The sequence below is a fragment of the Streptomyces sp. NPDC002671 genome (assembly GCF_053592475.1).
This window is the reverse complement of record NZ_JBSFVU010000022.1, coordinates 52,332-68,338: the sequence shown is the minus strand read 5'-3', so window position 1 is coordinate 68,338 and position 16,007 is coordinate 52,332. Positions and strand designations below refer to the sequence as shown.

Annotated in this window: 6 protein-coding genes; 4 read left to right on the top strand and 2 right to left on the bottom strand. The window is 68.3% G+C overall.

Going from position 1 to position 16,007, the window contains the following annotated elements; all coding sequences use genetic code 11:
- Positions 1-103 precede the first annotated feature (103 nt).
- Positions 104-6,604 carry an RHS repeat-associated core domain-containing protein gene (locus tag ACWD35_RS30090; RefSeq protein WP_451354469.1) on the bottom strand — a complete coding sequence of 2,167 codons (6,501 nt, stop codon included), beginning with the start codon at positions 6,602-6,604 and terminating at the stop codon, positions 104-106.
- Positions 6,605-6,986: 382 nt separating this feature from the next.
- Here ACWD35_RS30090 and ACWD35_RS30085 point away from each other — a divergent pair, with 382 nt between their 5' ends.
- Together ACWD35_RS30085 and ACWD35_RS30080 are read left to right on the top strand one after the other, a co-directional pair.
- The gene (locus ACWD35_RS30085; protein WP_451354468.1) at positions 6,987-8,087 is read left to right on the top strand and encodes a phage baseplate protein; all 1,101 of its coding nucleotides are present in this window, start codon (positions 6,987-6,989) and stop codon (positions 8,085-8,087) included.
- A gap of 52 nt (positions 8,088-8,139) precedes the next feature.
- Positions 8,140-8,868: a hypothetical protein gene (locus ACWD35_RS30080; RefSeq protein WP_451354467.1), complete on the top strand. Its 729-nt coding sequence runs from the start codon at positions 8,140-8,142 to the stop codon at positions 8,866-8,868.
- Positions 8,869-8,916: 48 nt separating this feature from the next.
- Here the strand turns inward: ACWD35_RS30080 and galE are convergent, their stop codons facing one another.
- Positions 8,917-9,888, bottom strand: a complete 972-nt coding sequence (gene galE, locus ACWD35_RS30075) for a UDP-glucose 4-epimerase GalE (RefSeq protein ID WP_451354466.1) — start codon at positions 9,886-9,888, stop codon at positions 8,917-8,919.
- A gap of 295 nt (positions 9,889-10,183) precedes the next feature.
- Here galE and ACWD35_RS30070 point away from each other — a divergent pair, with 295 nt between their 5' ends.
- Positions 10,184-12,415 carry a bifunctional glycosyltransferase/CDP-glycerol:glycerophosphate glycerophosphotransferase gene (locus ACWD35_RS30070; protein WP_451354465.1) on the top strand — a complete coding sequence of 744 codons (2,232 nt, stop codon included), beginning with the start codon at positions 10,184-10,186 and terminating at the stop codon, positions 12,413-12,415.
- Positions 12,416-12,449: 34 nt separating this feature from the next.
- The gene (locus ACWD35_RS30065) at positions 12,450-16,007 is read left to right on the top strand and encodes a bifunctional glycosyltransferase/CDP-glycerol:glycerophosphate glycerophosphotransferase (RefSeq protein WP_451354464.1); all 3,558 of its coding nucleotides are present in this window, start codon (positions 12,450-12,452) and stop codon (positions 16,005-16,007) included.

Genomic DNA, 16,007 nt, shown 5'->3' with positions numbered 1-16,007 from the left:
GATTCCTTTCGCTCTGTCCAACAGGACAGTCTCGCCCCCGGAAAAGTCTCCCCCCGCCCCGGAAATCGGGGCGGGGGGAGACACCTGCTAGATCATCCGCCTGCTAGAACATCCACCTCGTCGCACGAGCGAGCAAGTCCGTGCCATCCCCTAGGTAGCGGTCCTGGATCTTGGTGATCATCGATTGGCCCCTCGACGGGACGAAGGGCAGAACGATCTCCGCGGCCGAAGTGATGGCACCGAATGAGTCGTGGAAGCAGGCATGCGACGAGAGCCCCTCGTAGGAGCACGAGTCGACGGCCTGCAGCGTCGACGATGCCGCGCTCACTCCCGCGCCGACCTTGCCGACCACTTCCAGTACCTCCGCCGGTCCTGCGGCACACGCTCCCTCGGTGACCGCCACACAGGCTGCCGCGGCCAGCGTCGAGGTGTAGTTCACCGCTTGACCGACGTCACCGGCGGTCTCGATCCAGTCACGGTTGTCATGGATGTACTTGAGGACCGCGTTGTGGTCGTCGCCCTTGGGTATGCACGAGGCCGACGAGTCGCCCTTGTGCAGGCAGCCCTGGAACGTCCGGGCCAGCTGGAGCTTGTCCGGGTCGATCTTCTGCGCCAGGAAGTGGTCCCAGTTGCCGTACGAGCGCTTGTAGCCCAACCCGTCATCTGAGGTCATCCACTTGTACTGCTTGGCGGTGACAGTTCCGAGGTTTTTGATTTTGTGGCTGCCCTTCGAGCCATGGCTCTTGCTCTTCTTGCCGCCGGGCTTGTGTGTCGGGCAGGCCGGGTCCAAACCGCCGCAGGCGAGGTACAGGCCCGACGGGTCCATGTAGGTGACCGGGTTGTTGTCGGCGTAGCTGTAGGCCGACAGGTTCTGCGGATCGGTCGGATCCGTCATTTCGTCGGTACTGATGAACCGGCCCAGCGTCGGGTCGTACATCCGGGCGCCGACGATGGACAGCGACGTGCTGTCGTCCTCCGGCTTGCCGAGGAAGCCCCGGTCGAGGCCGGCCGGCAGCAGGTCGCCACCCACGTTGCGCTGCTTGCCGAACGGGGTGTAGCGGCGGCGGGTGAACACCCCGCCCATGCCGACCAGCAGTGCCGTGGACGCCTGCGTGTCGTTCATGAGCCAGGTCAGCTTGCCGTTGGTCGAGTCGTCACCCTCGCGCATGGCGACGGTGGTGCCGGCGGCGCTGTACAGACGCGTCGCCGTGACCCCCGCACCGGTGCCGATGCCCTTGTGCAGTTCCTGACCGTCGAGGTACAGCACGCTCTCCGTCGGCGAGGTGCGCAGCAGGATGTTGCCGTCGGTGTCGTACACGTAGCTCGACACCGCGTCGCCGCCGGTCTTCTGCTGGGTGATCTTGCTGACCCGGTTCTGGGGGTTCCACTCGATCGACGACTTGACGCCCTTCACCGTGCGGGTGTCCATCTGACCGGCCGCGTTGTAGGTGTAGCTGTCGGATCCGGCCTGGGTCGCCGCGTGCGGGCGGGCCTGGCCCGCCGTGTACGTGGAGCCGTCGGCGCTGTAACCGGGGTAGGTGTACTTCTTCGTCGTCGCCCCGCCGGCCGTCGTGTCCTTGACGGACATCAGGTTGCCGAGGTCGTCGTACGTGTACGACTGGTCGTACGGGTCGAGGCTGCTGATCAGGTCCGGCGTGGCCGCGCCCGAACAGCCGTCGGTGGCCTCGGTGGTCCACGCATGGGTGAGCCGGTTCAGCTCGTCGTACGTGAAGCACTCGCTCTGCTTGGCCACGGCGTCCGTGATGCCGGTGACCTGGCCGCCGAGATCGCGCGTGTAGGTGTCGTCCTGCGCGGGCTTGGTGGTGGTGCCCGTGGTCACCGTCGTCTTGATGTTGGACAGCGCGCCACTGCCGTCGTCGTAGGTGTAGGCGCGGTTCGCCGTGGCGTCCGTACCACCGCTCGTACCGAACGCGCGGGCGTTGAGGCGGCCCAGGCGGTCGAAGCCGATGTTCGACTGGTAGGTGGCCAGCGACGAGGAGACCTTGGACGGCAGGCCCTGGTCGGTGTAGCTGGTGGAGACCGTCTCCGCGGGCAGCTGACCGATCCCGAGATCACCGACCTTGGGGTAGCTGATCGACGTCATGTGATCGGCGAGGTCGTAGCCGTAGCCGTACGTGTAGGTGCCGGCGAGGCCGGAGCCGTCGTCCGGGATCGAGTACGTCTTGCCCGTCACGCGACCGCGGTCGTCGTAGGTGTCGATCGCATCCTTGTACGCCTTGCCGTTCACGTACGTCGTCGACGCGGCCAGCCGGCCCGCACCGCCGGAGGCGGAGTCGTAGTCCCACTGCGACAGGAGGGTGCTGCCCTGCGTGGTCGTCTGCGAGACCGTCTTCTGCCGCTGGAGGTTGTCGTACGTGTACGTCAGCGTCGTGCCGTTGTCCGTGGTGGCGCTCACCTTGCCGTTCTCGTCGTACTTGGTCGTGGACGATCCGGCGTCGGGGTCGACCGTGGAGGTCCGGTCACCGACCCAGTTGTAACCGTAGGTGGTGAGGTTCCCCTTGGTGTCCGTGATCGTCTTCAGGTTGCCGCTGCGCGTGTACCCGTACGACGTGGTGATCGGTCCGTTCGGGCCGTACTGGACGACCTTCGTGGTCTGCCCGAAGACGTCCGCGTAGGTGTCGGTGCGCTCACCGGAGGCGGGGACCGTGGTGGTGTAGTCGCCGTAGTAGTAGGTGCGGGTGTTGCCGTACGGCTGCAGCGTCCCCTTCGCGAGGACTTGCGATCCCTCGGTGCGGCCCGCCCAGTCGATCAGCAGGTCGGTGTAGGAGGGAAGATCCGCGACCGTCGGCAGCACCATGCCGTCGACGCCGGCCTTGCCGGAGTTGTAGAAGGCCGCGGAGGTGCCCGTGACGTTGCCCGACGTGTCGTAACGGGTGGAGACCACGGTACGTCCGGTGCTGTCCGGTGCCGTCGACTGCGTCTCCCGGGTACGGCCGAGGCCGTCGAGGTACAGGTAGGAGCTCACGTACGTGCTGCCCGACTGCAGAACGGACGTGGTTGTCTTCGCCGGGCCGTTGACCACATCGGGCACACCGTCGGTGTTGATCGTGACCGGCACGTCGTAGCCGAAGCTGATCGACGGAAGGCCACTGGGGTAGTTGAGGATCTCCGTCGGCTTGAAGACCTGGACGTAGCGCCCCACCGAGTCGTGCACGAGCCGCGTGGTGTGGCCGTTGGCATCGAGGATCCGGTACGGCGTGCCCCACAGACGCGAGGACCAGGTCGTCGTGGACGTCGCGGCACCCGGCTTGTCCGGGCCGTCCGGGTCGGGGGTGGTCACCGTGACGCCGTTCGTAGGCCAGGTCGTGACCGGGTCGTAGTTGGTGGTGGTCTTCTGCCGCTTGCCGTCGTAGGTCGCGACGACGCGGCCCGCTCCGTCGTAGTCGGTCCACGTCTTGCGGGCGTTCGCCGGGTCGGCGTCGGTGTACTGGTCCGTCTCCGTCGCGTTGCCGTCCACCAGCTTGGTGTCGTTCTCCGCGAGCGTCGTGGCCCCGTCGTACAGGGTCAGCGTGTACGCGTCCTGGTCGGCAGTGGTCTTGGTGGCGCAGTCGGCGCCGTAGTGGCGCTCCTCGTCCTGGAAGACCATCCAGCGCTTGACGTCGGAGTTCGGGAAGTTCGACGTGTTGTACGCGCGGCCGTACGTGGTGCAGCGGTTGTCGCCGGTCTTGACCTGGCCCCAGTCGTTGGTGCGCATGGGCAGGCCGTAGGTGGTGCTGGCGGCCTGGCCGTTGTCGTACTCGTCCTCGACCACGTGCTCGCGCCAGGCGCCCGCGGAGATCAGGTCGTCGGTCGTGGTCTTGCTCTCGCGCACGAAGCGGGCGTCGGGCAGACCGTCGTAGTGGGCGGTGTCGTAGACCCAGTAGTCCTGGAAGACGCGCTCGTGCGAGTTGCCGTCGCCGTCGCGCTTGGAGTACTCCAGGTTCTGGCCGGCCAGCCACGGAGAGTCGGGCGAGGGGACGCCGGAGCCGTCGGTGGCCGAGACAGTGCGGGTGAGGGAGGAGTCCGTCTTGGAGGTGCGGTCGCCGTCCAGACCCCGGTAGAGCCAGTAGTAGGTGGAGGCCGCGTTGCTCTTGGTGCCGGTGAAGACCTCGACCTGCTGGTAGCCGCGCCAGTCGGACCAGGTCTCGTCGGAGTCCGGGACCAGCGGGTCGTTGGTGAACCGCCAGCCCGCGCCGCCGTGGTACTCGTACCGCGTCGTCATGACCGGGTCGCCGTCGCTGTTGGCGCCCTTGCCCACACCCGGGTCCTCGTCGACCTGGGTGACGAGGTACTTCTTGAACCAGCCGGAGTGCTCGGCGGTGTCGCCCTCGGGCTTCCACTTCTGCCAGAAGCAGTCCTTGGTGTTGTTGGACTCGGTCGGCGGGTTGTTGATGTCGCAGGCGTCCGGCTGGCCGTAGCTGACGCTGGTCACCGCGCCGAGGTCGCCGTAGATCTTCGTGACCCGGCGGAAGTTGAGGAGGGCCGAGCCGACCTGGTTGTCCAGCCAGTCACCGTTGAAGTTGATGACCGGCAGGCGCAGGTCGGGGCCGTCGCCGTAGCCCTGGCGCTGCACGTAGTCGAGCCAGAGCGTCTTGCCGACGCCGCCGCTGGGGTCCGGCAGGCCGTACTTCATCTGGTACTGCATGCCCTTGTCCCACGTCGTACCGCCGTCGTTGCTGACGTAGGTCTTGATGTCCCACAGCATGTCGGTGCTGAAGAACGTGGGGTAGTACGTCTTGCCTGCGCAGTAGCTGTCCGCCGAGGTGCCGTCGCACAGCAGGTCGGTCGGGACGTCGGGGTAGGAACTGGGGTTGGAGGAGATGCCCGGGCAGTCCGGGATGTCCTTGTCCTGGCGCAGCGGATCGGCGTAACTCATCCGCTCCACGCAGCGGCCGACATGCCGCAGTTCGACCTTGGCGGGCAGCAGCGCACCGGGGATCTGGGCGGCCCAGCCGTACTCGATCTTCGTCAGGTAGGCGGCCCGGTCGTACGGGCGCGCCTTGTCGGCGTTGATGACCGAGCGGTAGTAGTTCGTGTCCTTCTCGTAGAAGTACGCGTTCTCCACCTCGTTGGGGTCCACGACACGGTCCAGGTTCCAGCGCCAGGCCTGGGTGCAGGGCTCCGGGAACTGGTCGTGGCACGGCTCGCCGACGTCGTCACCGGCCACCGGGACGGTCTCGACGGAGTGGGTGATCGAGCCGTCGCGCTCGCTGCGGCCCCAGCCGAAGTAGTAGCGCATGCCGTCCTGGGTGGAGATCACCCAGTACTCGTCGTCGGCGCCGTGACCGTTCCACAGGTGCTGCACGCGCCAGCCCGGGTCGTCCTGGACGTGGTACGAACCGGTGCCGTTGCCGTCCTGGACGAGGGCCGAGTCGACGCCGTTGAGGCTGATGGTGTACTCGGCGCCGTCCTTCTCGTTGGTGTAGTTCGGCGACTGCCAGCACAGGTCGCCCACCGTGTTGTTGACGTCCGTCGAGCAGTTCTTGTACTTCCGCTCGATGTAGCCGACGTTCAGGTCCCAGCCCATGCCGGCCCAGGAGGCCTGGTTGTTCGTGGCAGAGGTACGGCCGTCGACCGACTGGGAGTTGTAGGACAGCGACAGGTCCGGCGTCGCGCCGAAGGGGGCCTTGGGCAGGGTGATCGGCAGGTTGTAGGTGAACGCGCCGGAGCCGGTCGACACGTCCCACTTGCCGGTCGGGCTGAGCGTCGACGCGCGGTAGTCACCGGCCGCCGAGGAGGAGCTGGTGGTCACCGCCGTCACCGTGGAGGTGGTGGCCGCGGACATCATGGCGGCGCCCGGCTTCGGGGCCGCCGTGGCGGGGTCCGCGTCGGCGTAGACCGTGGCCGTCAGCTTGCCCGTCTTCACGTCGTTGTGGACCGGCAGGTAGCGGCGGCTGTCCGGCGAGCAGCCGCGCTTGTGCGGCGTGGTGAGCGCGCAAGCGGGCATCTGCACGAGGCGCAGCCGGGAGGCGAAGTCGCCGCCGTAGGCGTACTTGAAGGCGTTGTAGTCGATGGTGACGCCGACCGGTCCCGGGACGGGCTTGTCGTCCTTGCGGGTCAGGCGCAGCGCCATGCCGACGCCGCCGATCGACTTGATCTTCGAGCGGTCGAGAACCTGGACGTCGACGTCGTCGGGAGTACCGGCGGACGGGGCCAGACCGAGGTCCTTGCCTCCGGTGATGGCATCCTTGGCGGTCTTCTGGCCGAGCGCGAACGCGGACTGCGGGGGCAGTCCCGCGGCCCGGATCTGCGCGGCTGTCGGCGTACGGACCGACACCACGGCGGACTTGGCCGCGGCGCTGCCGGCGCCGGCGTCGACGACCGTGCCCGACGGGGACACGGCCAGGGCGTGTCCGGGCCCGGCGGTCGAGAGGTCGACCCTGGCCCGCACCCCCTTCGGCCAGGTCACCCGTGGCGCTCTGGTCATCGTCGGCTCCGCCTGTTGCCTGGGCACCTTGTCGCCCTTGCGTGCCGGAACGTTGACAGTCGTGTCCTTCGGCTTGGCCACGGCGACAGCCGCGGCGAACGCCGGTGCGGACACCAGACCGGACAACAACGCGCTGGAGACAGCCACGACGAAGCCGCGTCTCAACGACGCACGCATCACGAACCCCCCACCCTTCTGGCCGAATATCGACCACAAACGGTCAAAAAGAGCGGGCTCGCGGCGCGCGAGGCAACACAAAGCCAACACGCGGCGAACACGCAGGGCGGAAACTAACCACATTCTTGATCACGCCATTTGCGGAAAATCGGGCTGCGATGGCTCAAATTCGACTGACGCCTTGGCGAATATTTTGCGTGTACATGGCCAACGGAATGCCTTGTTCCGGCGTCCCTACCGTGATCGTTTGACAGGTGCTTTAATAACCGGCCATCGGCTCAGCCAGCTCCCCTTGGCACCCGCATGTCCCCATGTGCGATGTGCGCGCCAAAGGCACAGACGTTGGCGCTTTTTTCTTTGTCTCAAGGGGGCTTCGATCACCATGCTCGATCGCAGACGCATGCTGCGTATGGCGGGAGCAGTCATCGGCGCGGCGGCGGTTCCGGCGGTCGCTGTCGGCGCAAGTGCAGCGATCGCCCGCTCCCGTGGCGCCGCACAGAACGACACCACTCCCGGCTCGATAGCGGCGAGCAAGCGGTTCGACCTGACCGCCGGCTCCAAGGAACTCCTGCGCGAGTTCGAGCTGGCCGGCACGCGCGTGCTGCAGTCCTTCGCGTTCGACAACACGCGCGGGCACCTGTTCACCGTGCAACTCGTCGACGGCGGGCTGCAGTTGCCCGGGGAGACCCAGACGTACTCCGGCGACGACCGCGAGGCCAACGGCGACCTGTGCCTGACCCGTCTGGACACCTCGGGGCGCACTCTCGGCACCATGTATCTGCGCGGATTCGGGCACGGTGTGCAGATCGGCGTCGAAACCACCAGTTCCGGCAGCTATCTGTGGACCGAGACGCACAACATCCGCACCCTCAACTCGGACGGCATCACCTACACCGGATGGGGAGACCGGCTCGCCCGGTTCAAGTTCGCCAACGGCACCGTCCTCACCGCGGACTCGCCGGCGCTCACCCAGTACACCCTCGAAAGCGGTGTCGACCGCACCACCTGCACCATCGACCCGGTCAACAACCGGCTCGCGGTCCGCTGCCGAGTCAGCGGCGCGTTCCGGTACCGGCTGTACGACCTCGCCGCCTTCAAGTCGGGGGGCCGCACCCCGCTCGCCGACGTGGCCCAGCCCGCCGACCTCCAGCCCGGCTACACCGACGTCTTCCAGGGCTTCGCGAGCTACGGCAGCTACCTCTACCTCCTGGCCGGCTCCGCGTACGGCTCGAACGGCTCGACGTCGCCGGACGGCAACACCTTCATCACCACCGTGGACTGGAACACCGGCGCCCTCGTGGAGCAGAAGCTCACCAAGGCCGGACAGAGCCTGCTCTACCGCGAACCCGAGGGCATGGCGATCCAGATCCCCGACCCGGCCAACCCCCAGGCGGTGCGCCTGTGCAGCGGCTGGGCCTCCTACGTCTCCAGCACGGACAAGAGCAAGCTGGCCAGCATCTACTACAAGGACGTACTGCTCTGAGGGTGCCGGGGCACCAGCCGCTCGTGCGGCACCGTCTGCGACCATGGAGCCCATGCGAAAAGGCGGTTCGACACGGGCGGCCCTGGCTGCGGCCTGCGGCGCGTTGTTGGTGATGTCCCTTGCGGCGTGCGGTGGTTCGGGCCACAAGAGGCACGCCGCACACGACCGGGCGGACGACGCGCGGCCACGGAACGCGGCCCTGAAGCGCATACCCGGCGTCGGGGACCGGCTGTGGCAGCGCATACCGGCGAACTCCCGCCAGGTGGTCGCCGTGTACGGCGCGGGCCGGAACTCCCCCGACTCCAGGGTGGTTCTCTTCACCAAGCAGGGCTCCCTCTGGAAGCGGGAGCAGTCCTGGACGGCGCACAACGGGCGCAAGGGCTGGACGACGGACCATCACGAAGGGGACCGGCGCAGCCCGGTGGGGGTCTTCACGCTGAGCGACGCGGGCGGTGTGCTCGAAGCCCCGGGCACCAAGCTGCCGTACACCCGGTCCTCGGCCTTCCAGACCCCGAGCTACTGGACGAAGCCGTACCGGCACGACTTCGACTACGTCATCGCCATCGACTACAACCGGGTCAAGGGCACCTCACCCAGTGACCCGACCCGGCCGCAGGGGCAGTCCAAGGGCGGCAGCATCTGGCTGCACATGGACCACGGCAGCGGCACGTCGGCGTGCGTGAGCCAGTCCAAGGCGGCGATGCGGTACCTGCTGCGGACGCTCGATCCGGCGCAGCACCCGGTCGTGGTGATGGGCGACAGAGCGGAACTGAAGGCCTGATCAGCAGGTTCCGGGCCGACGGGCGGCCGGCCCGGAAGCTCGGGCTCCTCAGGCGCGCTGGTGGCGCCAGCCCTGCCAGGCGGACTCGATCATCTCGTCCAGGTCGTGACGGGCCGTCCACCCCAGTTCCTCGCGGATGCGGCCCGCCGACGCGACCACGCGGGCCGGGTCGCCGGGGCGCCGGGCGGTCACCTCGGGCGTCACGTGCTCGTTGCCCGTGACCTTGAGGATCCGCTCCACCATCTCCTGGACCGAACTGCCCTGGCCGCGCCCGATGTTGAGGGTCAGCGAGGTGCCCGCCCCGGCCTGCTGGAGGCGCTGCGCGGCGGCCACGTGCGCGGAGGCGATGTCCTGGACGTGAATGTAGTCACGGATGCAGGTGCCGTCCGGGGTGGCGTAGTCGTCACCGAAGACCCGCGGGGCCTCCCCCGCCTCCAGCCGCTCGAACACCATGGGGATGAGATTGAAGACACCCGTGTCGGCCAGCTCGGGGGCGGCGGCTCCGGCCACGTTGAAGTAGCGCAGCGACGCGGCACGCAGGCCGTGGGCGCGGGCAGCCGCGCTGATCAGCCACTCCCCGATGAGCTTGGTCTCGCCGTAGGGGCTCATGGGCGCGCAGGGGGTGTCCTCCGTGACAAGAGCCACATCGGGCATGCCGTAGACGGCGGCGGAGGACGAGAAGACGAGGTCGGTGACGCCGGTGGCCGCCATCGCCTCCAGGAGGGTCTGCAGGCCGGTGACGTTCTCCCGGTAGTAGTGGAGCGGCTGCTCGACCGACTCCCCCACCTGCTTCTTGGCTGCGATGTGCACCACACCGGTCACATCATGGTCACGAAGCGTCTGCTCCAGCAGAGGCCCGTCCAGCACGCTGCCGACGACCAGGGGCACACCGGCGGGCACCTTCTCGGCGTTGCCCGTGGAGAGGTCGTCGTACACGACCACGTGCTCGCCGCCCTCGGTCATGGCGCGCACCACGTGCGCCCCGATGTACCCGGCTCCGCCCGTGACCAGCCAGCTCATCCTCATGCCTCCAAGGTCATCGTCTTCCGGAAGACTCCGGAAGACTCCGGAAGAGCAGACTCATCCATGAGCCGAGGAAAATCGAGTCGGACATTTCGGACCCTGCTGCGCATCAGGGTAGAGGACACCCGAGTTGAGGCGCGGTCCTGTAACCGTCTCTCTACCTGTCTCGCGGAAACTTCAAGTGAATCCCTTACGCTAAGGCGGCGGCGTGCTTGGGGTCCATTGGCGGACGACGCAGGTCTGCTCCCAGCTCACGCCCCCGCGATCAGCTCTTGGAACAGGTTTGTTAAGGATGCCTCGACTCTCTCTCGTCATACCGGCCTACAAGGTGCAGGGCTACCTCGCCGAGTGCCTGGACTCGGTGCTGGGGCAGGACTTCACCGACTTCGAGGTGATCGCGGTCGACGACTGCTCGCCGGACGCTTCGGGGGCGATCTTCGACGAGTACGCGGAGCGCGACGCACGCGTTCACGTGATGCACCTCACGGAGAACGTGGGTCTGGGCCGCGCACGCAACGCCGGCCTCGAGAAGGCAACGGGCGACTACGTACTGTTCCTGGACAGTGACGACACCCTGTCCGACGGTGCGCTCAAGGCGATAGCCGACCGCCTCGACGCCACCGGGGACCCGGAGATCCTCATCTACGACTACGCCCGTACCTACTGGGACGGGCGCGTACGGCCCAACCAGCGGGCGGACCTGCTGCGCGGCGAAGGACCGGACGTCTTCTCGCTGGCCGACCGGCCGCAGCTGCTGGAGCTGCTGCAGATCGTCTGGAACAAGGCCTACCGCCGCGACTTCGTGGCCCGCCAGGGCCTGACCTTCCCGCCGGGGTACTACGAGGACGCCCCCTGGACGTTCTGCTCCCTGATCAGCGCCGAGCGAATAGCCCTGCTGAACCGCGTCTGCGTGCTGTACCGCCAGCGGCGCGAGGGCGGGAACATCCTCAAGACGGTCAGCCGCAAGCACTTCGACGTCTTCGACCAGTACCGCCGCGTCTTCGACTTCGTCGACGCCCACCCGGGGCTCGACGACTGGCGCGGACCGCTGTTCCGCAAGATGGTCGACCACTACCTGACCATCCTGGACCGCCCCGACCGCCTGCCGCAGAACGCGCGCGCCGAGTTCTTCCACAAGGCCTCCGCCGACTACCGCGCCCGCCTGCCCGAGGGCTTCCAGCGCCCCGCGGGGGGCCGTGGCCACAAGTACGCCATGCTGGAGCGGGACGCGTACACGGCGATGGCCAGCGCCACCACCGCGGTCAAGCTCCGCAAGGCGGTCAAGAGCCGCACCCGCACCGCGATCAACAAGTCCAAGCGCAGCGCGATGGGCGTCTTCTACCAGTCCCAGCTGCGGCTGCCGCTCGACGAGAACCTGGCGCTGTTCTCCGCCTACTGGAGCCGCAGCGTCTCCTGCAACCCCGCGGCCATCGACGCTGAGCTGGCCCGGCTCGCCCCGCACGTCCGCCGCGTGTGGGCCGTGCGCCCCGACGCGGTGGCCCAGGTACCCAAGGGCGTGGAGTACGTCCGTGTGGGCTCGCGCGAGTACTGGGCGGCCCTCGCCCGCGCCAAGTACCTCGTCAACAACGTCAACTTCGCCGACGCCCTGGTCAAGCGCGAGGGCCAGATCCACCTGCAGACCCACCACGGCACGCCGCTCAAGACCATGGGCCTCGACCAGCGCAAGTACCCCGCGTCGACGGACATGGACTTCGAGAAGCTGCTCGAGCGCTGCGACCGCTGGGACTTCAGCCTCAGCTCCAACCGGTTCTCGACGGCCGTGTGGGAGCGGGTCTACCCCTGCTCGTACGTCTCCCTGGAGACCGGCTACCCGCGCAACGACGTCCTCGTGAACGCCACCTCCGAGGACGTGCGCCGGGCCCGCGCCGCGCTCGGTCTGGCCGATGGCACCAAGGCCTTCCTTTACATGCCGACCCACCGCGAGTACCAGCCCGGCTTCCGGCCGAGCCTCGACCTCACGCGCCTCGCGGACGAACTCGGCCCCGACGTCACGCTGCTGGTCCGCGGCCACTACTTCTACGGCAGCTCCGCGCACACCGCCGAGCTGCGCCGCAGCGGCCGTATCGTCGACGTCTCGGGCCACGCGCGGGTCGAGGAGCTGTACCTGGCCGCGGACGCGCTGATCACGGACTACTCGTCCGCGATGTTCGACTACGCCGTCCTGGACCGGCCCATCATCAGCTACGCCCCCGACTGGGACATCTACTCGGCGGTGCGGGGCACCTACTTCAACCTGCTGGAGGAGCCGCCGGGTTCGGTGGCCACCTCGCAGGACGCGCTGATCGACGTGCTCGGCTCCGGCGAGTACAGCGGCAGCGAGGCGGCCGAACGCCGCGCCGCCTTCCGGCTCCGCTTCTGCGAGTTCGACGACGGGCGGGCCGCCGAGCGCGTGGTCCGGCGCGTCTTCCTCGGCGAGGAGACCCCGCTGCCGTTCGTGCCGTTCGCCGAACGCCCCCACGCACCGACCCCCGCCCAGGCGCTCGAACTGGTCGAGCGGGCCTGACCCCGGAAAACCGGAAAAGGAGATCCCTCACGTTATGGCCCCTCGGCTCAGTGTCATCGTCCCCATGTACGACGTCGAGCTCTATCTGCCGGCGTGCCTCGACTCCCTGGCGGCGCAGACGTACCAGGACTTCGAGGTCATCATGGTGGACGACGGTTCGCCGGACGGCTCGGCCGCGATAGCGGAGACCTACGCGCAGCGCGATCCGCGGTTCCGGCTGGTACGCAAGGAGAACGGAGGCCTGGGGGCCGCCCGCAACACCGGTATCGCCCACATGGCGCCGGAGTCCGAGTTCGTCACGTTCGTCGACAGCGACGACCTCATACCCCCGGACGCCTACCAGCTGATGGTGGGCAGCCTGGACGAGACGGGCTCCGACTTCGCCACCGGCAACGTCTGGCACCTCAGGGGCGAGAAGTCCTGGCAGGTGCCGCTGATGAAGATGCTGGCCGGCGAGGCCCGCCAGCGCACGCACATATCCCAGTACGCCAAGCTCGTCGCGGACCGGATCGCCTGCAACAAGGTGTTCCGCCGCACCTTCTGGGAGAAGCACGGCTTCGCCTTCCCCGAGGGCCGGCTGTACGAGGACACGCCCGTCACGATGCGGGCGCACTACCTCGCCGACGCCGTCGACGTCATCTCCGAGCCCTGCTACTACTGGCGGCTGCGCGAGGGCGAGTCCGCCCCCTCCATCACGCAGCGCCGCACCGACCCGGCCGGCGTCCGCGACCGTGTCACCTCCGTGCTGGAGATCAGCGACTTCCTGGGCAAGCAGAGCGGCGAGACCTTCGCCCGGCTGAAGCAGGAGTACGACACCCGCGTCCTCCTGGACGACCTGCGGCTGTTCCTCAACGTGGTGCCCGACGGCGACGAGGAGTACCGCGCCGAGTTCCTGCGGTCCGCCAACCGCTTCATGGACCACATCGACCCCAAGGTCGTCATGGCGCTGCCCACCCATCTGCGGGTGCAGTGGCTGCTCGTGCGCAAGCACCAGCTCGAAGAGCTGATCACCCTGCTCGCCGGGCAGCGGCGCAAGGAGGCCATCGAGGTCAGCGGCCTGGTCCGCAAGTACGCCTCCTTCCCCTCCCTGGCCGACGCCGACCTGGACTTCCCGCGCAAGGCGCTGCGCATCGACCAGGACCTGCGCATGCGCGCCCCGCTGGTGGACATCAGCTGGTCCGAGGGCAAGCTGGTGCTGTCCGGCAACGCCTGGATCGACAAGATCGACCTGCCCTCCAAGCGCTCCTCGGTGAAGGTCCTGCAGCTGCGCAAGGACAAGTCCCGCCGCCGCATCGTGCTGCCCGCCCGCAACGTGGAGCGCCCCGAGCGCACCACCGAGTCCGGGCAGGACCGCTACAACTACGACTGGTCGGGCTGGGAGATCACCCTCGACCCGGCCAAGCTGCGCAAGGGCGGCGAGTGGCAGGAGGGCATGTGGCACGTGGGCCTCGGCCTGTACGCCTCCGGCCTGGTGCGCCGTGCCGCCGTGCAGTCCAGCGGCGGCGCCGCCTGCAACTTCCCGCCCTACCACTGGCTGAGCCCCGACTTCCGGCTGCTGCCGTCCGTCGAGGGCGGCGCGCTCAAGCTGCGCGTCGAGAAGGTGCGGGCGCTGATCACCGGCTGGACGCTGGACGGCGACCGGCTGCGGGTCACGGGCGAGATCCGGGTTCCCCTGGCCGCCGGTGAGAGCGTGGCGCTTCGGGTGAAGAACCAGAAGGGCGCCCAGGTCCACGAGTACCCGGTCGAGGTGACCGAGGAGGGCGGCAAGCGCCGGTTCTCGGTCGAGGTCCCGGTCGCCGACGTGGCGCTGGTGTTCCACGAGGGCGTCGACGCCCTGGCCCAGCCGGAGAAGCGCGTCTGGTCCACCGCCCTGATCGCCACGGACCCGCAGGGCAACACCCGCCAGTTCAGCACCGTGCTGCAGGAGGGCCTGCCCGACGGGCGGTACGACCTGCCCGCCTCGCTGGGCGAGCAGGCCGAGCTGTGCGAACTGGCCGTGGTCGGCGGCCACAACGGCTACCTGAAGCTGTCCGGCCGCACCCGGCGTGCCGTGATCGACGAGGTCGCCGTGCGGGACGGCCGTATCACCATCTCCGCCCGCACCGACGCCCGGCTCACCGGCGCCCGGCTGCTGCTCAAGCCCCGCGCACGCTTCGAGGAGCGCTTCGTGGAGCCGCGCTGGTTCGCCGACGGCCGCTTCGAGGTCGCCTTCGACCCCTCCACGCTGGGCGGCAACGGCAACGTGCCGCTGCGCGCCGGCCGTTGGAACCTCTTCCTGCGCCCGGCCGACGGCCCCGACGTCCCCTTCGTCACCGACCGCCTCGCCGCCGCGCAGTTCCCGCTCCAGGCCGACCTGGGCGGGCGCCGCTACTGGCTGGAGAACCGCTGGGCCGACTTCCCGCAGCTGAACTGCCGTTCGGAGCTGGACGACCTGGAGCGCGGCCCGTACCGGCAGAAGCAGCTGCGCCAGGAGCTGTACCAGCCCCTGCTCCAGAAGCCGCTGAAGGACCAGGTCTTCTACCTCAGCTACAACGGCAAGCAGTTCTCCGACAGCCCGAAGGCGATGTACGAGGAGCTGGTGAGCCGTGGCACGGACCTGAAGCAGCTGTGGGCCGTGCGCGACGGCCAGGTCCTGCTGCCCGAGGGCGTGGAGCGGGTCCGCATGTGGGGCCGCGAGTGGTACGAGGCCCTCGCCTCCAGCCGCTACATCGTCACCAACGGCCACCTGCCGGACTGGATCGAGCGCCGCCCCGGCCAGGTCATCGTCCAGACCTGGCACGGCACGATGCTGAAGAAGATCGGCCACGACATCGACACGCTGCACTTCGACCGCCGCTACCAGGAGAAGCTGGCGCTGGAGGCCAAGCAGTGGAGCCTGGTCGTGTCCTCGAACCGGTTCAGCACGCCGATCCTGCAGCGGGCCTTCTCCTACGACGGTGAGATCCAGGAGGCGGGCTACCCCCGCAACGACTACCTGTACTCCCCGGACAAGGACGCCATCGCGGAGCGGGTGAAGAAGCAGCTCGGCCTGCCGAAGGGCAAGAAGGTCGTCCTGTACGCGCCGACCTGGCGCGACGACCTGGCGCACAGCGCCGGGCAGTACCGCTTCGACCTGCGGATCGACCTGGAGGACGCACAGCGCCGGCTGGGCGAGGACCACGTCCTGCTGATCCGCCGCCACTCCAACGTCGTGGACGCGGTGCCCGGCGCCGGCAACGGCTTCGTGTGGGACGTGTCCGAGTACCCGGACATCGCCGACCTGTACGTGGCGGCCGACATCATGATCACGGACTACTCGTCGGTCATGTTCGACTACGCCCACCTGAAGCGGCCGATGCTGTTCTTCACCTACGACCTGGAGCACTACCGCGACACCCTGCGCGGCTTCTACTTCGACTTCGAGCAGGACTCCCCCGGCCCGCTGGTCTTCACGTCCAAGGAGCTGATCGACTCGATCCGGGACATCGACCGGGTCTCCGTCGAGTACCAGGACCGCTTCGACCGCTTCCACCACCTGTTCTGCGACCTGGACGACGGCCACGCCTCGAAGCGGGTCGTGGACCGGATGCTGGAGCAGGCCAAGGAGCTGTGA